An 18656-nucleotide genomic window follows, 5' to 3' on the forward strand; every position below is an offset into this window, starting at 1 on the left:
TCAATGCGACATCAGCACCGGCACCGTCATCGATTCGAGCACAGTCCGCGTCGAGCCGCCGAGCACGCGCTCCTGCGCGCGCGAGTGGCCGTACGCGCCCATTACGAGCAGGTCCGCGTGCAGGTCGGCGACGCGATTCAACAGCGTCGCGCCGGCGCTGATGGCCGCGATGTGCGGCGTCGTCGAGAACGATGCCTGTATCTGGTGGCGTTCGAGAAAAGCGGCCACGTCGATGGGGGGGAGTCTGCCGTCGTCGCGCTGGCGGCCGACCGTTTCGATCGTTACGAAACGCGCGCGCCGGATCAGCGGCAGCGCATCCGTCAGCGCGCGGGCCGCTTCGCGGCTTCCGTCCCATGCGATCACGACGTTTTCGCCGAGCGTCTTCACCTGCCCCGCGTACGGCAGGATCAGCGCGGGCCGTCCTGACGTCATCAGCACGTCTTCGATGAAATGGCGCGCGATATAGTTCGACGGCTCATGCGGGTCCAACTGGCCGAGCACGACCAGATCGGCGTGGCGCGCACTGAGCACGGCTGCCGCGACTGCCGGGCCGGGCGGTGCGCGCCATTCGAAGCTGCACGCCGCGCGTTGCGCGGCGTCGATGAAGGCCACCTGCGCCTGCTCGCGGCGCTCGGCATATTGCGTATCGAGCGTCTCGAGCCGCACGCTGTCGCTCGGGCGGCACAGCGGCTGGAAGATCTCCCGGCATACGGTATAAAGCCCGATCAGGTGCGCGTTGTACCGGCGGGCGAGATCGAGCGCGACCGCGGTGCGTGCCGTGCAGTGCGGGCTGTCGTCGAGGTGTACGAGCAAGGTCTTGTAGCTCATGACAGTTCCTTTTCGGCGCCGTGCCGCGCCGCTTCGTTCGCGTCCGGCACGCTCGCCTGCGCTGGAATCAGCAGGACCGGGCAGGTCGCGTTGCGCAGCACGCGCTCGGCCACGCTGCCCAGCACGAGCCGCCGGAAACCGCGCCTGCCGTGCGTGCCCATCACGATCAGATCGGCGCCGCACTCGATGGCGGTGCGCTGGATGCGGTACGCGACGTCTTCGGCCGGCGCGGTCGCTTCCACGACACGCGCACGGCCCTTGACGCCGGCTTTCTCCATCCGGCCGCGCGCCACGTCGATCACGCGCTTGCCTTCCTCGCAGTACGCATCGCGCACGACGACGGGGTCGAAGCCGGGCGTATCGAATGCGATCAGCGGCACATCGATCACGTAGACGGGGTGCAGCAATGCGTGGCTTTCCTGCGCAAGCCGCAACGCGAAGCCGAGCGCGCGCATCGACGTCTCGCTGCCGTCGAGCGCAACCAGGATATTCGAATACATGAGGCTTCCTCCTCTGTGGAACGCGCGGCGCCGGCCTGGCGCGCCGCTTTTTATGTCGACATCAGCACCGGCATCGTCATCGATCGGAGGACGGTGCGCGTGACGCCGCCCATCACGGCCTCCTGCCAGCGCGCGTGTCCGTACGCGCCCATCACGAGCAGATCGCAGCCGCGATCGTGTGCGCAGGACAGCAGCGCGTCGCCGGCGCGCGCGCCGGTCGGCGCCTCGAGTTCGAGCACGTCGACCACCGCGTCATGACGCGCGAGCGTGAGCGCGATATCGGCGCCCGGGATGCGATCGCCCGGCAATTCGTCGGCCGCGCCGTGCACGGTGACCACGGTGTTCTGCTTCGCATGGGTGAGAAACGGCACGGCGTCGAAGGCGGCGCGAGCCGCTTCGCGACCGCCGTTCCAGGCGATCAGAATCCGGCTGCCGATGCTCGGGAATACGCCCGCGTACGGCACGAGCAATACAGGCCGCCCCGCGGTCATCACGAGGTGTTCGGCGAAGTGATCGTCGATGTACGACTCCGGATCGTTCGGGTCGCTCTGCCCGGCGATCGCGAGATCGGCCAGACGTGCGTACTGCGCGACCGCCCGGTTGCCGTGTTCGCTGGCGGTGAGGAAATGGCCGGTGACTTTCGCGCGCAGGCATTCCGCATAAAAAAGCCGTTGCACGGCGTCGCGCCGCTCTTCGCGCGCGCGCAGATGTTCGGAGTAGTACTCTGCCGTGCCCGCCATCACGAAGAATGCACGCGGGTCGGGCGTGAAGATCGCGTGCAACCCTGTGATCTGTGCACCGAATTGCTTCGCGATGCGCAGCGCCACGTCGAGCCGTGGCGCACTGTGTTCGCCGTTGTCCAGATGGACGAGGATGCTTCGATAGCTCATCGCGTGTGCTCCGTTGCATGGGCGCGAGGCCCGGGACCGGACTTCAGTCTAAGTGGCCCTGCAACTGTCGCGTTGACGCAGATCAACCTGAAACCCGGCATGCGAGACGCGGCGGCACCGGCTTTGATTGACCCATGTCAACGGCCCGCGCGATACGCGGATTAGAGTCGATGCACAGCGATGCGTGCACGGGGCTGCTACGTGCCCCGTCGGCGCACGCGCCCGGTTTTCGGGTGCTCACTACGGAATGGAGGCACGATGATCGACGTCTCGAAAGCGTGGTTCGACGAATGCCGTACCGGAATGGCGACGGTGTTCGAACTGGCGGCGCTCGCACAAGGCTGGCGCAACGATCTGCATGAGCTCGAAGGCAAACGGATCGCGCGCGACCGCGCGGCTGCGCGGCGCATGCAGGAAGCGTCGCGCGCCGTCGACTGGCACGGGTTTTCCGCCGACGCGCAATCCGCGTTGCGCGACTATCTGAGCGCCACTGCGCAGATCTGGCAGGACGGTATCCGGATCGCGGGCGGCAACCAGGGGGCGCTCGCGAGCGCGCTCGAACGCGCGAGCGGCAATGGCTTCGCGGCGTGGACGGGATGGTGGCGCGGCCTGCCCGCGTTCGACGCTTCCGCTCAGCCCGCGCGCGAATGGATGTCGATTTTCGAGCGGATGATGGCCAGCACGGGGGCACCCGCGGGATTCGCCGCCAACCTCGCCGAGGCAGCGCCCGACGCGCGTCAGAGGCGCGCTGCACGAGGAGAACAGCATGTCGGATAAGCGAGTGGCTTTCGTGACGGGAGGCATGGGCGGCCTTGGCTCGGCAATCAGCCAAGTCGGAGGCCAAGCGGTCTTAGGAAGACAAAACATTCTACCAACTCCTTGGCTCACAAGTCGGAGGCCAAGCGGTCTTAGGAAGACAAAACATTCTACCAACTCCTTGGCTCACAGAACGACATGGCTACGATCCGACTTGCGCGCCGGGTGATCGACGAATTGGAACATGTCGATATCCTCATCAATAACGCCGGCGTGACGCGCGATGCGACATTCGCAAAGATGTCGAAGCCCGATTGGGACCGCGTCATGCGCACCGATCTCGACGGCATCTTCAACATGACGAAGCCGTTCCTCGCGGGGATGCTCGCGCGCGGCTTCGGCCGCATCGTCAATATCGGCTCGGTGAACGGCGTTCGCGGCGCCTACGGACAGGCAAACTATTCGGCGGCCAAGGCCGGCGTTCACGGCTTTACCAAGGCGCTTGCGCTCGAAGTCGCGAAGCATGGCGTCACGGTCAATACGGTGGCGCCCGGTTATCTGGCTACGGCGATGGTCGAAGCCGTGCCGCGCGAGGTGATGGAAACCCGCATCCTGCCGCAGATTCCGGTCGGTAGGCTGGGGCGGCCCGATGAAATCGCGGCGCTGATTGCGTTTCTGTGTTCGGACGAGGCGGCATTCATCACCGGCGCCGAAATCGACATCAACGGCGGCATGCATATGCGATGAGCGAAATCACTCGAACGCAGGCAGAAGAGGTGGGCGCCGCGCCGCAATCGGAATCGCAACCGCAACCGGAACCGCAACCGCCATCGCCATCGCCATCGCCATCGCCATCGCTGCGTGGCGCGCCCGGCGCGGCGGCGCTCGATGCGCGAGGCGCCCGTGACGGCCTGCGCGAGCACCACCGGCAGCCGAAACCGTCAATGGCGAAACAGCACGACTGTGCAACCGTGCTGTCCGCGCATGGCGATCCGCTCGATCAGGCGGCGCAGGCCGCGCTTGCCGTGCTGACGGGCGGCCTTTCGCCGGCCTCGATGACGCTCGCCTTTCTCGACTGGGCCATGCACAGCGCGATTGCGCCTGGCAAATGGCTCGACCTGTCGCTGCAGTTATCCGATGCGTGGTCCGCGGCCGTGCCTGGCCACGCGCATCACGCCGCCGATGTCACCGACCCGCGATTCTCGAACGCGGGCTGGGCACACTGGCCGTATTGCCTGTTTCGCGACGGCTTCCTGCGCGCGCAGCGCTGGTGGCATGAAGCGACGACCGGCGTGCCCGGCGTCAGCCGGCATCACGAAGACATCGCGAATTTCAGCGCGCGTCAATGGCTCGACGCCTGTTCGCCGAGCAATATCGCGATGCTGAATCCGGCCGTGCTCGAAACGGCGGTACGTACCGGCGGCAGCAATTTTGCGGCCGGCGCGCGCAACTGGATCGAAGATTTCGCGGATATCGCGCGCGCCTTGCGCGGCGAGCGGGCCCCGCGCCAGTCCGCCTACCGCCCGGGCCATGAGCTCGCGATCACGCCGGGCAAGGTCGTCTGGCGCAACGCGCTTTGCGAACTGCTGCAGTACACGCCGACGTCGAAGCGCGTTGCCCGCGAGCCGATCTTCATCGTGCCGTCGTGGATCATGAAGTACTACATTCTCGATCTGCAGCCGCACAATTCGCTGATCCGTTTTCTGGTCGATGCGGGCTTTACGGTATTCACGGTGTCGTGGCGCAATCCGGATGCGCCCGACCGCGACCTCGCGCTCGACGACTATCTGACGCTCGGCATACTCGAACCGCTCGCGCAGGTGCGCGCTCGTTGCGAAGGCGAGCCCGTGCACGCGGTCGGTTATTGCCTTGGCGGCACGCTGCTCGCGATCGCCGCCGCAGCGCTCGCGCGCGATGGCGCAAGCGCTGCACTGCGGTCGATCACGTTGCTTGCCGCGCAAACCGACTTCAGCGCGCCGGGCGAACTGGGACTGTTCATCGACGCCAGCGAGCTCGCCGCGCTCGATGCGTTGATGTGGCGGCAGGGCTATCTCGACGGCTCGCAAATGGCTGCGGCGTTCCAGTTGCTCAATGCGCGCGATCTGATCTGGTCGCGCATGATGAGCGAGTATCTGCTCGGCCGCCGCTCGAAGCCAAACGACCTGATGGCGTGGAACGCCGACGCGACGCGCATGCCGTACCGGATGCACATCGAGTATCTGAACGGGCTGCTGCTCAACAACGATCTCGCGGAAGGGCGCTATTGCGTCGACGGCCGGCCGGTCGCGCTGTCCGATATCGAGACGCCGGCATTTATCGTCGGCACCGAACGCGACCACGTTTCGCCGTGGCGCTCGGTGTACAAGCTGCACCTGCTTACGCATAACGAAATGACTTTCCTGCTGACGGCCGGCGGCCATAACGCGGGCATTGTTTCGGAGCCCGGCCACGCGGGCCGCTACTACCGCTGCGCGATTCGCGAGCCGGGCGCGCCGTATCGCAGCCGGCACGACTTCTTCGAAGACACGCCGCCGGTCGACGGTTCGTGGTGGCCGCGCTGGGCCGCGTGGCTGCAGGCGCATTCGAGCGGCGCGGTCGACGCGCGCCAGATCGACGGCGCACTGGCCGATGCGCCCGGTTCCTATGTGCTGGAGCCGTGATTCGCGCCGCGCGCCGTGGCGTCTGTCGTGGCGTCTGTCGTGTCGTGATTTCCCCGCGCGGTTCGCCATGCACTTGATCGACGTCAAGTGCTCGCCTGCTGCTGCCTCGTAGATTAACGACATACGTTTATGCGACGTGCAGCAGGCAATCGATACGCCATCCACGGAGGACAAATCCATGAAAGCAGTCGTTTATCACGGGCCGGGCAAGAAGTCGCTCGACGAACGGCCGATGCCCGAGCTCGCCGGTGCGACCGACGCGATCGTCAAGGTAACGCGCACGACGATCTGCGGCACCGACCTGCATATCCTGAAGGGCGACGTGCCGAGCTGCGAGCCGGGGCGCATTCTCGGCCACGAGGGCGTCGGCATCGTGCACAGCGTCGGCCAGGCGGTATCGGGGCTCGCCGTCGGCGACCACGTGCTGATCTCGTGCATCTCGTCATGCGGCCAGTGCGAGTACTGCCGGCGCGGCATGTATTCGCATTGCACGACCGGCGGGTGGATTCTCGGCAACCGGATCGACGGCACGCAAGCCGAATACGTGCGCATTCCGCATGCGCAAACGAGCCTGTACCGCATTCCAGCCGGGCTCGACGAGGAGGCGCTCGTCATGCTGTCCGACATTTTGCCGACTGGCTTCGAGTGCGGCGTGCTCAACGGCAAGGTCGAACCCGGCAGCACCGTCGCGATCGTCGGCGCGGGCCCGATCGGACTCGCGGCGCTGCTGACCGCGCAGTTCTATTCGCCCGCGCAGATCGTCATGATCGACCAGGACCCGAACCGCCTCGAGATCGCGCAGCAATTCGGCGCGACCGCATGCGTCGATGCGCGCGGCGGCGACGCCGTCGCACAGGTCATGAAGCTGACCGGTTCGGTCGGTGTCGATTGCGCGATCGAGGCGGTCGGTGTGCCGGCGACGTTCGAACTCTGCGAAGCGCTGGTCGCGCCGGGCGGCGTAATCGCGAACATCGGCGTGCACGGCGTGAAGGCCGATCTGCATCTCGAGAAACTGTGGGACCGGAATATTTCGATCACGACGCGCCTCGTCGATACGGTCAGTACGCCGATGCTGCTGAAGACGGTGCGTGCAGGGCGGCTCGATCCACGCAAGCTGATTACGCACCGGTTCGCATTGAGCCGGGCGATGGATGCGTACGACACCTTCAGCCATGCGGCCGACTCGCACGCACTGAAGGTGCTCATCGAAGTGGACTAGGTGCGCATGCGGCCGCTCGCCGTGCAGCAAGGAGCGGCCGCATGGCGGCTACGATTGGAAGGAGAACTGGCCATGCAGGATCGTCCTCGAATACTGGTCGTCTGCTTTTCCCGAAGCGGCACGACACAGCGCCTCGCCGATATGCTCGCGGCGATATTGCCGGCCGATTGCGAGACCTTGCACGAACGCGAAGGCCCGCGCTGGCGAAGCGGCACGCGCGGCTATGCGCGCTCGATCGTCGATGTCATTGCGCACCGTCGCGCCAATCTGCGACCGACGATGCACGACCCCTCGCACTACGACATCGTCGTGGTCGGCACGCCGGTCTGGGCCAGTTGCGCATCGACGCCGGTCGCGACGTGGCTGGCCGCGCACCACAGGCAATTCCGGCACGTGGCATTTTTTTGCAGCCTCGGCGGCCGCGGCAGCGAAAAGGCATTCGAACAGATGCATGCGAGCGTCGGCTTGTCGCCGCTCGCGACTTGCGCGGTGTCCGGCGCCGATTTGCGCGCAGGTCGCGAGCATGTGCTTGTCAATGAATTCGCGCACAAGATCCGTCACCGTCTCGCGACGCTGGAGACGATTGAATGGACGATGTAGGCGGGCGGATCGTGCGCGCGGGCCTCGCGATCGCGTGCGTCGCTGCGGCGGCCGGTTGCGCGATCACCGGCTGGCAGGATCCATATGGGCACGGTCACGACGATCGCGGCTCGGCGTTCGAGAAAAGCGAAGCCGGACTTGCGATGGCGCGCGAACGCGCGTCCATCACATGTCGGGCGCCGGACGTGTGCGACGGGATCTGGCAGCGCACGCGAGCCTTTGTCGCCGAGCATTCGCCGACACGCATCCGCCGCGCCGATGCGGGCGTGATTGAAACCGAGCGGCCGCACGAGTTCGGCGTCGCCTATTTCTGGGCCGAACGCATCGCCTGCGAGGATGGGTCGACGCGTATCCGGCTCAAGGGTTTGTGCCGCGGCATGTACGACAGCGTAGGCGGCCCAGGCTGGACCTATAAGCAATGCGCGCCGCAGATCGAGGCAACCGAGACCGCGTTTGCGCAGGCCGTCGCGCCGCCGGGATAAAGCGCGTTGCGCGGCCCGGGGCCGGGGAGGCATTCGGGCTCGATGCGCAATAAACCGGCAGCCGGAACTCTGGCGCAACGTCAGCGCCCCTTTTGATCCATGTCATGGCGTCGGCGATCGAGGCTGGGAAACTGCAGCACATGATCGCGGCATTCGTGCTTCGCACGGTGTTTTCGACGCCCCGATCGAAACCTAGGAGAAATGCGATGAATACGGAAGTCGGCAAGCTCGGCGCGTGGTCCGAGGTAGGCAAGCTGCGCAAGGTCATGGTTTCTTCGCCGGGGCTGGCGCATCAGCGCCTGACGCCCGGCAACTGCGACGAACTGTTGTTCGACGACGTCATGTGGGTCAGCCAGGCCAAGCGCGATCATTTCGATTTCGTCACGAAGATGCGCGAGCGCGGCGTCGAAGTGCTCGATGTGCACAATCTGCTGACGCAGACGCTCGGCAATCCCGAAGCGCGCAACTGGATACTCGACCGCAAGATCAGCGACAACAGCGTCGGCGTCGGCCTGAGTAACGAAGTGCGTGCATGGATGAACGAACTGGAGCCGCGCCGGCTTGCCGAGTTTCTGATCGGCGGCGTATCGATCGACGACATCCCGGGCAGCGATGCGCCGGTTCTGAAGCTTTATCGCGAATATGTCGGTTACTCGAGCTTTCTGCTGTCGCCGTTGCCGAACATGATGTTTACGCGCGACACGACGTGCTGGATCTACGGCGGCGTCACGCTCAATCCGATGTATTGGCCGGCGCGCAGACAGGAGACGCTGCTCGCCGCGGCCATCTACAAATTTCATCCGGACTTCGCAGGCGCCGACTTCGATGTCTGGTGGGGCGATCCCGATATCGATCATGGCGCGGCGACGCTCGAAGGCGGCGACGTCATGCCGATCGGCAAAGGCATCGTGCTGATCGGCATGGGCGAGCGCACCTCGCGTCAGGCGATCGGACAGGTCGCGCGAGCATTGTTTGCCAAAGGGGCCGCGCAGCAGGTGCTGGTGGCCGGGCTGCCGAAATCGCGCGCGGCGATGCACCTCGACACGGTGTTCAGCTTCTGCGACCGCGATCTCGTCACGATCTTCCCCGAGGTGGTCAGGCAAATCGTCACCTTTTCGGTCAGACCCGACGAGAAAAGCGCATACGGCATAAGCGTTCACCGCGAAGACAAGCCGTTCGTGCAGGCGGTGGGCGATGCGCTCGGCCTGAAGGAACTGCGCGTCGTCGAAACGGGCGGTAACCGGTTTGCCGCGGAGCGGGAACAGTGGGACGACGGCAACAACATGGTTTGCGTCGAACCGGGCGTCGTGATCGGCTATGACCGCAATACCTTCACCAACACGTTGTTGCGCAAGGCCGGCATCGAAGTGATCACGATCACGGCCAGCGAACTGGGCCGCGGACGCGGCGGTGGCCACTGCATGACCTGCCCGGTGATGCGCGACGCGGTCGACTATTGAGCGACTGCGAAACATGGGAAACAACGGAGACGAATGATGGCTTTCAATCTGCGAAATCGAAGCCTGTTGAGCCTGATGCACCATAGCACTCGCGATCTGCGCTATCTGCTCGACCTGTCGCGCGATCTGAAGCGCGCGAAGTATGCGGGTACCGAGCAGCAACACCTGCTGCGCAAGGACATTGCGCTGATTTTCGAAAAGACGTCGACGCGCACGCGTTGTGCGTTCGAAGTGGCGGCGCACGACCAGGGCGCGCACGTTACCTATATCGATCCGGCCTCATCGCAGATCGGTCATAAGGAAAGCATGAAGGACACGGCGCGCGTACTCGGCCGCATGTACGACGCGATCGAGTATCGCGGCTTCAGTCAGGACGTCGTGGAAGAGCTGGCGCGCTATGCAGGCGTGCCCGTCTTCAACGGCCTGACCGACGAATACCATCCGACCCAGATGCTCGCCGATGTATTGACCATGAGCGAACACTCGGATAAGCCGCTTCATGACATCAGCTATGCGTATCTTGGCGATGCGCGCAACAACATGGGCAACTCGCTGCTGCTGATCGGCGCGAAGCTCGGAATGGACGTGCGCATCGGAGCGCCGCGCTCGCTCTGGCCCAACGCCGCCCATATCGAGGCTTGCGAACGCTTCGCCAGGGAAAGCGGCGCGCGCATGAAGCTGACCGAAGATCCGAAAGAAGCGGTGAGCCAGGTGGACTTCATTCATACCGATGTCTGGGTATCGATGGGCGAGCCCGTCGAAACGTGGGACGAACGCATCAAGGAACTGCTGCCGTATCAGGTGAACCGTCAACTGATCGAGGCGACCGGCAACCCGAGAACGAAGTTCATGCACTGTCTGCCCGCGTTTCACAACTGCGAAACGAAGGTCGGCCGGCAGATCGCGGAACGCTATCCGCATCTGGCCAACGGTATCGAAGTGACCGAGGACGTGTTCGAGTCCGACTTCAATATCGCGTTCGAGCAGGCGGAAAACCGGATGCATACGATCAAGGCGATTCTCGTCGCGACGCTGGCCGATCTCTGATCGACCGGACGCAACTGTTTTCGCACGAGCCGCGCCGCTGCGCGCGGCTCGCGGCTCGCGCAGTGAAAGGAGAATATCGTGCGCATTGTCATTGCTTTGGGCGGAAACGCGCTTCTGCAACGCGGTCAGCCAATGACCGAGAACCAGCAACGCGAAAACGTCAGGACGGCCGCCGCGCAGATCGCTCAGGTGGCTAAAGGAAACGAGCTTGTCATTGCGCACGGCAACGGGCCGCAGGTCGGTCTGCTGGCGCTGCAAAGCGCGGCTTACAAGGACGTCGCGCCGTATCCGCTCGACGTGCTCGGCGCGCAGACCGAGGGCATGATCGGCTATCTGATCGAGCAGGAACTCGGCAACCTGCTGCCCTTCGAGGTGCCGTTTGCGACGATTCTGACGCAGGTCGAAGTCGATCCGGCGGACCCGGCATTCAGCCATCCGACCAAGCCGATCGGGCCGGTCTATACGAAGGACGAAGCACAGAAGCTCGCTCGTGAGAAGGGCTGGAGCATCGCGCCGGACGGCGACAAATATCGCCGTGTGGTGGCCAGCCCGAAGCCGCAGCGAATCTTCGAGATAAGGCCCGTCAAATGGCTGCTCGAAAAAGGCACGATCGTGATCTGCGCCGGCGGCGGCGGCATCCCGACCTGCTACGGAGAAGACCACAAGCTGCGGGGCGTCGAGGCCGTGATCGACAAGGACTTGTGCTCCGCATTGCTTGCGCGGGAGCTCGACGCGGATCTGCTCGTCATTGCGACCGACGTCGACGCCGCCTATGTCGAGTGGGGCACGCCGTCACAAAGGGCGATTTCTTACGCACATCCCGACGAACTCGAAAAGCTAGGCTTCGCAGCGGGATCGATGGGACCGAAAATCGCGGCGGCAATCGAGTTCGCCCGCAAGACCGGAAAAGACGCGGTGATCGGCGCGTTGCCCGACATCGTCGCGATTGTCGGGCGCACGGCCGGGACGCGCATCGGCGTGCGCGAGCACGGAATACGGTTCTATGCGCCGGCGTAGCGCGTGCCGAGACCCGTACAGTACGGGGGACGTCATCCAGACCGATGGCTGACTCATGGCGATCACCTCGCACAAACGCGTACCGATACCAATAGGGAATCGTCGCATACGCACGTCAAAGAATAGGGTTTACAGCAAGCACCTCGTTGACATACGTCAATCGCTTCCGGTGAGCAACTGCCGACGGTCGTCACATCATTGGTTGAACCACAGATACTGAAGCGTCAGCGAAACAGCCTTGTAGTTGCCTCCGGCCCTCACCATGAACCCGTTCGATACGGCGAGCTTGGCCGACCAGTTGCGCGTGACCGGCACCGAAAGCGTGAGGCCATAGCGTGCGTTGTTTTGCCTGTCGTCGTTGCCGATGCCATTGACCGTAGTCGCGCCGCCGGCATAGAAGCCGACGTCGGTGGCGATCCACAACCCCGGACGGAACGTGTAGCCGCCATGAAGCTGCAGCACGGCAAGAGGCGCCTGGCTGCGTCGTCTGTCGCCGAGAAATGCGTCGTTGTCGGTGAATAGCCATACGCCCACCGATGCTTCGGCGAACCAGTTTCCGAATGGCTGCGAGACGGCGGCCTCCGGTTTGAATGCCCACCGGTTGCTGCCGACATTGATGAGGCGCCGGGGCTCGTACTGTCCCGTCGGCGCCACGACCGCGAGGCTCATGCCGAAGATCGTGTCTTGCCGGCGGCGAGCGAATTCCTCAGGTGTAAGCGCGGGGCCGCCCGACAGATCGATCGCGAGCCTGAAGCGCAGATCTCCCACGCCCGCACGATGCACCTGATTGGGCGCATCGAACACCTTCCCCGACACATCGCCACTGACGAACGGCGCAACGAGTCCGATCGATGCGGCGCGTCCGGCAAGGTCGAATACATGCACGTAGCCCGCAGAGAGCGAGTTGATGTTTGCCTTGATGTCGGTAACCGGTAACGAAGGATCCGTGAGGACCTGGCCGCTGAGCCGCGTGTAGGTAAGTCCGATGAAATTGGTCCCTATCGGCGCGGGCGAGTAGGCGCGCGGCTCCAGTTCCTGCGCCGCTGCATGCAGCGCGGCGAGCAGCAGCGATGCGCCCGCCAATGCGTTGCCGCCTCTGCGGATGCGAAGCGCTTGCAGCAGACGGCGCGATGGTCGCGCATCGAACCGCATGGAAAGAAGACGTGCAGCCCGCATGGTGAGCCCAGTGAAACGCGTTTGACTGGCCGTGATCTGTTTGCCGTCACGCTAGCGGTGAACGGCGCAGCCGGCTTGATATGCGTCAGGTTTGACGCCCGGCAAAGGTCCGTCAATCGCTTTTCTCGCGTATTTGTGTGGTGCGGCCGCGCCGGTCGTGCGCTCTGTACGGCGTCGTTAAATGATTCGCGGCAAACCGGCTCGAGCCGTCCATGATGTACCGGCTTGACATGAATCAATCGACATCGGCCCGATTAGCGATGTGATGTACGCATGTCCCCTGCAGCCCCGGGAGATGACCGATGATCATCATCGCTGCATTCATCCTGTCCGTCTTTCTGTACAGCCTGATTTCCAAGCGGCTGGAGCAGACGGTCTTCACGGCGCCCATCCTGTTCACCGCGGTCGGCGTGCTCATGTCTTTCTCGCATGAAGCGTTGCGCGAACTCGCGCTGGACCGCAAAGGTCTGCTGATGCTCGCGGAACTGGGGCTCGTGATGACGCTCTTCACCGATGCTTCGCGAGTCCGTTTGTCGATGCTGAGGGGCGAAACGAATTTGCCGGTGCGTCTGCTGAGCACGGGCATGCTGCTCACCATCGTGCTCGGCCTGCTCTGTGCGATGGGCGTGTTCAGGACCATGACCTTCTGGGAGGCCGGCATCGTTGCCGCGATCCTCGCGCCGACCGACGCCGGCCTTGGGCAGGTCATCGTCAATAGTTCGCGCGTGCCGCGACGGATTCGTCAGGCCTTGAATGTCGAAGCCGGCCTGAACGACGGTCTCGCAGTGCCTTTTCTGATGTTTTTCATTGCGCTGGCCGAGGCGCGCGAAGCAGGCAACGGCGGCTCGGTGCTGACGCGCTTCGTGATCGAACAGCTTGGTTACGGAACGCTGGTGGGGCTCGGCATCGGCCTCGCAGGCGGCTATCTGCTGGGCCTTGCGCGGCGCAAGCAGTGGATGGCCGAGCCCGTCGCCCAGCTCGGCGTCGTGGCGCTTCCGCTTGCTTGCGTGGTCGCTTCGGAGGCCACGGGCGCAAGCATGTTCATCGCGGCATTCGTCGCCGGACTCACGACGCAGATCGGCTTTAGCGAAGTCGGAAAGCATAGCGTCGAGTTCACGGAAGATTGGGGCCAACTGTTCAACTATTTCGTCTTCTTCCTGTTCGGCCTGCTTGTCACGCAAGTCTGGGCTCAATTCACTTTCGCGATCGTGCTGTATGCCGTGCTGAGTCTGACACTGGTGCGCATGCTGCCGGTGGCGGTAGCGTTGCGTGGTACGCATCTGAGCCGCTCCACGGTGTTTTTCATGGGGTGGTTCGGCCCGAGGGGGCTCGCCTCCATTGTTCTCGGGCTTGTCTATCTCGAAGGCAATACCGGTCTGCCCGGAGAACCGGTCATCAAGCTTGCCGTCATGGCGACCGTCCTGCTCAGCATTTTTGCGCACGGCCTGACGGCGCTTCCGGCGATCGGCTGGTATGCGAAGTCGACCGCATCTCTGGGAAACAACGCGCCGGAACTCGATCAGGATACGTCCGGCGCGGACCGGGCAGCCGCCGAAGGCACCTGATACCGGCTACGCGTCATGGAGGAACCGATGCTCACCACACCGCGAACGCAGCAGGCGCTATCCCGGCAAATGCTCGACGTACTGATTCGCGCCGGCCTGATTGCCGTGCTCGCTATCTTTTGTTTTCGAATCTTCGTCCCATTTCTGAACCTGATGGCGTGGGCGCTGATTCTCGCCATTACGCTCTATCCGCTGCAGGTGCGCTTGCGCAAGCGTCTGCCGAACCGGGAAGGGCTTATCGCCACGCTGATCGTCGCCGTCGCATTCTGCGTGATTCTCGTGCCGACCTTCATGCTCGGCGTCGCCGTGGCCGAATCGATCCAGCATGTCATGGCCGCGTTCAGGAGCGGTGGCATACAGATACCGCCGCCCGACGAGTCGGTCGCGCAATGGCCGCTGGTGGGCGAGCGCGTGTACGCGTTCTGGCAACAGGGTTCGACCGATCTCATGGGGCTCGCGCACAGATTCGCGCCTCAACTGAAGGAAGCCGGTCTTGTCGTGCTCGGCACGGTCACGGGGCTTGGAGCCGGGCTCGTGATTTTCTTCGTCGCGCTCGTGATCGCGGGTCTGTTCATGGCGCATGGCGAACAGTGTCACGTCAACGCCGTGCAGATCGCGTCGCGCATTTCAGGCCCGCAAAACGGCGAGAAAATCGCCGATCTATGCACGGCTACGATTCGCGCCGTGGCCCAGGGGGTGGTTGGCATCGCCTTCATCCAGATGCTGCTGATCGGTACCGGCTTCGTGGCAATGGGCATTCCCGGTGCGGGATTGCTCGCGCTCGCGGTATTGCTGATCGGCATCATGCAATTGCCCGCTACGTTGATCACGGTCCCGGTGATCGTCTTTGTGATGGTCACCGAAGGCATCAGCGTGGCGACGATCGTGTTCGCCGTTTATGTGTTCGTGGCCGGGCTCGCCGACAACGTGCTCAAGCCTTTGCTGCTCGGACGAGGCGTCGCCGTTCCAATGCCGGTCGTGCTGATCGGCGCGCTTGGGGGCATGGTGTCGGGCGGCGTGATCGGCCTGTTCATCGGTCCCGTGATGCTGGCGGTCGGGTATCAGCTGTTCTGGCGGTGGGTCAGGGACCAGTCTGCCGCTGTCTTGCCGGAGCAGAGCGTCGATGCCGTGGAAAGTCATGGCGCGGCTCGACAAGTCGAAGCGAAGTGACGCGGAGGACGTCATGGACAAAGCCGTTTCACGCAAACACGCGGGCAATGCACGCGAGAAGACTGCGCCGTACCGCACGCCTGACGAAAGGGCGGCGCAAGGCCGCGTCATTCGCGACCTCGTGCCTCGTTCATCGCAGGCCGGATGGACCGCACCGGCGGAACGCCGCGATATCGTCGACCTGCTCGACGACTCGAACGAGGGCCGTTTGCCGCAACTGGTCCCGATTCGCTTCGGGCGCATGGCAGCGAGTCCGTTCGCCTTCTATCGCGGCTCGGCTGCGATCATGGCCGCCGACCTCGCCACGACGCCGACGAGCGGAATCCGCGTGCAGGCATGCGGCGACGCTCACCTGATGAACTTCGGCGGCTTTGCGACGCCCGAGCGCAATGTGATTTTCGACATCAACGATCTCGACGAGACGCTGCCTGCGCCGTTCGAATGGGACCTGAAGCGGCTCGCCGCGAGCGCGGCGATTGCCGCGCAGCATCTGGAGTTTTCGTACGGCGATATGGTTCGCATCGTCGCGGATCTCGTGCGGCAATACCGCGAACGCATGCATGACTACGCGTCGATGCGCGCGCTCGATGTCTGGTACGACCGCATCGACATGCAGAAGTACGAGGACCGGTCGGGCGATCCGGCGCTCGTCGCAGCCGCGCGCAAGCGTTTTGCCGAGCGCATCGAAATCGAGCGCCGCAAGACCGTGCCCGACTATCTGTATCCGAAGCTCGTCACGGAAGAAGGCGGGGAACCGCATATCAAGGACGAGCTGCCGCTGATCTTCCATCCCAGCGCGGAGCTCGCGCCCGGTATCGACTCCGGTTACGCCGAAGCGATCGCTCTTTACCGCCAAAGCCTCGCCGAACATGTGCGCGTGCTGTTCGACAGGTTCCATTTCGCCGATCTCGCGATCAAGGTGGTCGGCGTCGGCAGCGTCGGAACGATGTGCGCGGTGGGGCTGTTCATGGCATCGGACAACGATCCGCTGTTTCTGCAGGTCAAGGAGGCGAGGGCGTCGGTGCTCGAGCCGTATGCGGGCGCGAGCGTCCACCCGAATCACGGTCAGCGCGTGATTGCGGGCCAGCGCATCATTCAGTCGGCCAGCGATGTGTTTCTCGGCTGGAGCCGGGCGAAGAACGGGCGTGACTTTTATGTGCGCCAGCTTCGCGACATGAAAATGTCGGTCGTCATCGAATCGCTCGATACGGGCCTGCTGCGGCAATACGCGCGCATGTGCGCGCATGCGCTCGCGCGGGCTCACGCGCGTTCGGGCGATGCGGCAACGATCGCCGGTTACATGGGCTCCGGCCAGACATTCGACGACGCGATCACCGAGTTTGCAGCCGAATACAGCACACAGAACCGGCGCGACTACCGCGAGTTCATTCAGGCGATCCGGCGCGGCCGGATCGAGGCGACGGCGGACGCATAGCGGTTACGGTGCCGCGACCATGTTGCGCAGGAGGGGACGATGGCTCAAGAGCAGATTTCCGTGGCTGACGTTGCCGATACGGCGCCTGCAAAAAACTGGCGCGCGATCGTCGCGCCGATGCAATGGCTGCCGCATTACAGATTGCAGTGGCTAACGTCCGATATCGTGGCGGGCCTGACGCTCGCGGCGTATGGCGTGCCCGTGTCGCTCGCCTATGCAACGCTGGCCGGCTTGCCGCCGCAATACGGCATTTACTGCTATCTGGCGGGCGGGCTCTGTTATGCGCTGTTCGGCTCGTCGCGCCAACTGGCGATCGGGCCGACTTCGGCGATTTCGATGCTGGTCGGCGCCACGGTCGTAGAGGTGGCCGGCGGCGATCCCGCGCGCTTCGCCTCGATTGCCGCAATGACCGCGATTCTGGTTGCGCTCATGTGTGGGCTCGCCTGGATCTTGCGGCTAAGCTCGCTCGTCAACTTCATCAGCGAAACGATACTGCTGGGCTTCAAGGCGGGCGCGGCGTTCACCATCGCACTGACCCAACTGCCGAAGCTGTTCGGCGTCAAGGGCGGCGGCGAGCAGTTCTTCGAACGCGTTGCGATTCTGGCCGGCCAGCTTCCCGATACGCATCTGATCGTGCTTGCATTCGGTCTCGGTGCGTTGGTGCTGCTGATACTCGGTGAAAAATATCTGCCGGGCCGCCCCGTTGCATTGTTTGTCGTGGCGCTGTCCATCGTGCTTCTTTCTGTGACGCCGCTTGCCGGAATGGGGTTCAAGGTGGTCGGCGCATTGCCGCCCGGTTTGCCCGATTTTCATTTTCCGGCGCTGCGCGTGCGCGACGTCGACGGCATCGTTCCGCTTGCGTTCGCGTGTTTGCTGCTGTCCTACGTGGAGAGCGTGTCGGCCGCCCGTGCCATTGCGCAAAAGAACGGCTACGAAGTGGACCCTCGCCAGGAACTGCTCGGGCTCGGCGCCGCCAATCTGGGCGTGGGCCTGTTTCAAGGCTACCCGGTGGCGGGCGGCCTGTCGCAGTCCTCGGTCAACGACAAGGCAGGCGCGAAGACACCGCTTGCACTCGTGTTCGCTTCTATAGCGATGGGCCTCTGCCTGATCTTTCTTTCGAACCTGCTCGCCAATCTGCCGAGCGTCGTGCTCGCGGCGATCGTGCTCGTGGCCGTCAAGGGGCTCGTCGATATCCGCGAGCTGCGCCACGTCTGGCGCGTGAGCCGCTACGAGTTCCTCGTATCGATCATCGCGTTTGCGGCGGTATTGATGCTCGGCATCCTCAAAGGCGTGATATTCGCGGTGCTGGTGTCGATGCTGATGCTGATCAGACGGGCCGCGCGTCCGCACGTCGCGATCCTCGGACGCATTCCGGGCACGCACCAGTACTCGGACCTCGACCGCCATCCGGAAAACGAGGAAATTCCCGGCGTGCTGATCTTCCGCGCCGAAGCGGCGCTGCTTTACTTCAACGCCGAACATGTGCGCGCGACGGTCTGGAAAAGGATCCGTTCGAGCGCGAGTCCGGTGAAGCTCGTGATTTGCGACCTGTCCAGTTGTCCGACCGTGGATATCGCAGGTGCGCGCATGCTCGCGACGCTGCGCGCCGGCCTTGCCGACGCCGGCATCGCTCTGCGCATCGTCTCGGCACATGCCTACGCGCGGGACATTCTGCGCGCCGAGGGACTCGAGCAGCAGGCCGGAGAGTTCGCGCGAAGAGCGTCCGTTGACGACGAAATCGAAACATTCGCGCGCGACATCGACGCGCAGTCCGCGATGCCGGCGGACGCGGAGCCGGGAACGTTGCCCGGCGGGGGCAAGCTGGCCTGACGCCGCCTGCTCCGATGAAGG

The 18656-nt window shown here is 64.1% G+C and carries 16 protein-coding genes and 1 pseudogene; 13 read left to right on the top strand and 4 right to left on the bottom strand.

The features are described 5' to 3' along the window. Genes QYH69_RS06295 through QYH69_RS06305 form a run of 3 tightly spaced genes read right to left on the bottom strand, consistent with a single transcriptional unit; the run spans nt 1 to nt 2218 of the window. Entirely contained in the window at nt 1-828 is an 828-nt protein-coding gene (locus tag QYH69_RS06295) for a universal stress protein (RefSeq protein WP_308831025.1), read from the bottom strand. Further along, entirely contained in the window at nt 825-1328 is a 504-nt protein-coding gene (locus QYH69_RS06300) for a universal stress protein (protein WP_308831026.1), read from the bottom strand. Before QYH69_RS06300 ends, QYH69_RS06295 begins: the two co-directional genes overlap by 4 nt. Before the next feature lie 50 nt (nt 1329-1378). Next, entirely contained in the window at nt 1379-2218 is an 840-nt protein-coding gene (locus QYH69_RS06305) for a universal stress protein (protein WP_308831027.1), read from the bottom strand. Between the two features lie 258 nt (nt 2219-2476). On the opposite strand from QYH69_RS06305, the gene QYH69_RS06310 reads away from it, so the two are divergent. The 9 genes and pseudogenes from QYH69_RS06310 to arcC all read left to right on the top strand — a co-directional run bounded on the left by QYH69_RS06310 (nt 2477) and on the right by arcC (nt 11459). Next, nucleotides 2477-2995, top strand: coding sequence for a hypothetical protein (locus tag QYH69_RS06310; protein ID WP_308831028.1), 519 nt, complete (start codon nt 2477-2479; stop codon nt 2993-2995). A gap of 225 nt (nt 2996-3220) precedes the next feature. Then, a pseudogene (locus QYH69_RS06315) lies at nt 3221-3721 on the top strand (SDR family oxidoreductase); the annotation flags it as partial. A 197-nt stretch (nt 3722-3918) separates the two neighbouring features. Continuing rightward, complete coding sequence (locus QYH69_RS06320; RefSeq protein ID WP_308831084.1) at nt 3919-5634, top strand: alpha/beta fold hydrolase; 1716 nt, start codon at nt 3919-3921, stop codon at nt 5632-5634. Nucleotides 5635-5812: 178 nt separating this feature from the next. Beyond that, nucleotides 5813-6853: a zinc-dependent alcohol dehydrogenase family protein gene (locus tag QYH69_RS06325; RefSeq protein ID WP_308831029.1), complete on the top strand. Its 1041-nt coding sequence runs from the start codon at nt 5813-5815 to the stop codon at nt 6851-6853. Nucleotides 6854-6925: 72 nt separating this feature from the next. Next, the gene (locus tag QYH69_RS06330; protein ID WP_308831030.1) at nt 6926-7453 is read left to right on the top strand and encodes a flavodoxin; all 528 of its coding nucleotides are present in this window, start codon (nt 6926-6928) and stop codon (nt 7451-7453) included. Beyond that, a complete protein-coding gene (locus tag QYH69_RS06335) occupies nt 7441-7935 on the top strand; it encodes a hypothetical protein (protein WP_308831031.1) in 495 nt (164 codons plus the stop codon). Before QYH69_RS06330 ends, QYH69_RS06335 begins: the two co-directional genes overlap by 13 nt. 206 nt (nt 7936-8141) lie before the next feature. Beyond that, a complete protein-coding gene (gene arcA, locus QYH69_RS06340) occupies nt 8142-9395 on the top strand; it encodes an arginine deiminase (RefSeq protein ID WP_308831085.1) in 1254 nt (417 codons plus the stop codon). A 36-nt stretch (nt 9396-9431) separates the two neighbouring features. Further along, complete coding sequence (locus tag QYH69_RS06345; RefSeq protein ID WP_075161482.1) at nt 9432-10442, top strand: ornithine carbamoyltransferase; 1011 nt, start codon at nt 9432-9434, stop codon at nt 10440-10442. 78 nt (nt 10443-10520) lie between these two features. Next, on the top strand, nt 10521-11459 hold the full coding sequence (gene arcC, locus QYH69_RS06350) for a carbamate kinase (protein ID WP_374992357.1): 939 nt from the start codon (nt 10521-10523) through the stop codon (nt 11457-11459). Nucleotides 11460-11654: 195 nt separating this feature from the next. Here arcC and QYH69_RS06355 read toward each other — a convergent pair whose 3' ends face one another. Then, complete coding sequence (locus tag QYH69_RS06355) at nt 11655-12512, bottom strand: transporter (RefSeq protein WP_308831088.1); 858 nt, start codon at nt 12510-12512, stop codon at nt 11655-11657. 425 nt (nt 12513-12937) lie between these two features. On the opposite strand from QYH69_RS06355, the gene QYH69_RS06360 reads away from it, so the two are divergent. Genes QYH69_RS06360 through QYH69_RS06375 form a run of 4 tightly spaced genes read left to right on the top strand, consistent with a single transcriptional unit; the run spans nt 12938 to nt 18635 of the window. Next, nucleotides 12938-14200: a cation:proton antiporter gene (locus QYH69_RS06360; protein ID WP_308831032.1), complete on the top strand. Its 1263-nt coding sequence runs from the start codon at nt 12938-12940 to the stop codon at nt 14198-14200. A 27-nt stretch (nt 14201-14227) separates the two neighbouring features. Beyond that, on the top strand, nt 14228-15370 hold the full coding sequence (locus QYH69_RS06365; RefSeq protein ID WP_308831033.1) for an AI-2E family transporter: 1143 nt from the start codon (nt 14228-14230) through the stop codon (nt 15368-15370). A gap of 13 nt (nt 15371-15383) precedes the next feature. After that, complete coding sequence (locus QYH69_RS06370; RefSeq protein WP_308831034.1) at nt 15384-16805, top strand: DUF2252 domain-containing protein; 1422 nt, start codon at nt 15384-15386, stop codon at nt 16803-16805. A 39-nt stretch (nt 16806-16844) separates the two neighbouring features. Next, nucleotides 16845-18635, top strand: a complete 1791-nt coding sequence (locus tag QYH69_RS06375; RefSeq protein WP_308831035.1) for a SulP family inorganic anion transporter — start codon at nt 16845-16847, stop codon at nt 18633-18635. Nucleotides 18636-18656: the final 21 nt, after the last annotated feature.

The organism is Paraburkholderia sp. SARCC-3016, assembly GCF_031119615.1.
Lineage (GTDB): Bacteria > Pseudomonadota > Gammaproteobacteria > Burkholderiales > Burkholderiaceae > Paraburkholderia.

Excerpts from the sequence above, each read along its gene's own strand:
- QYH69_RS06295 (WP_308831025.1), bottom strand. The coding sequence starts at position 828 with ATGAGCTACAAGACCTTGCTCGTACACCTCGACGACAGCCCGCACTGC.
- QYH69_RS06300 (WP_308831026.1), bottom strand. The coding sequence starts at position 1,328 with ATGTATTCGAATATCCTGGTTGCGCTCGACGGCAGCGAGACGTCGATG.
- QYH69_RS06305 (WP_308831027.1), bottom strand. The coding sequence starts at position 2,218 with ATGAGCTATCGAAGCATCCTCGTCCATCTGGACAACGGCGAACACAGT.
- QYH69_RS06310 (WP_308831028.1), top strand. The coding sequence starts at position 2,477 with ATGATCGACGTCTCGAAAGCGTGGTTCGACGAATGCCGTACCGGAATG.
- QYH69_RS06320 (WP_308831084.1), top strand. The coding sequence starts at position 3,919 with ATGGCGAAACAGCACGACTGTGCAACCGTGCTGTCCGCGCATGGCGAT.
- QYH69_RS06325 (WP_308831029.1), top strand. The coding sequence starts at position 5,813 with ATGAAAGCAGTCGTTTATCACGGGCCGGGCAAGAAGTCGCTCGACGAA.
- QYH69_RS06330 (WP_308831030.1), top strand. The coding sequence starts at position 6,926 with ATGCAGGATCGTCCTCGAATACTGGTCGTCTGCTTTTCCCGAAGCGGC.
- QYH69_RS06335 (WP_308831031.1), top strand. The coding sequence starts at position 7,441 with ATGGACGATGTAGGCGGGCGGATCGTGCGCGCGGGCCTCGCGATCGCG.
- arcA (WP_308831085.1), top strand. The coding sequence starts at position 8,142 with ATGAATACGGAAGTCGGCAAGCTCGGCGCGTGGTCCGAGGTAGGCAAG.
- QYH69_RS06345 (WP_075161482.1), top strand. The coding sequence starts at position 9,432 with ATGGCTTTCAATCTGCGAAATCGAAGCCTGTTGAGCCTGATGCACCAT.
- QYH69_RS06360 (WP_308831032.1), top strand. The coding sequence starts at position 12,938 with ATGATCATCATCGCTGCATTCATCCTGTCCGTCTTTCTGTACAGCCTG.
- QYH69_RS06365 (WP_308831033.1), top strand. The coding sequence starts at position 14,228 with ATGCTCACCACACCGCGAACGCAGCAGGCGCTATCCCGGCAAATGCTC.
- QYH69_RS06370 (WP_308831034.1), top strand. The coding sequence starts at position 15,384 with ATGGACAAAGCCGTTTCACGCAAACACGCGGGCAATGCACGCGAGAAG.
- QYH69_RS06375 (WP_308831035.1), top strand. The coding sequence starts at position 16,845 with ATGGCTCAAGAGCAGATTTCCGTGGCTGACGTTGCCGATACGGCGCCT.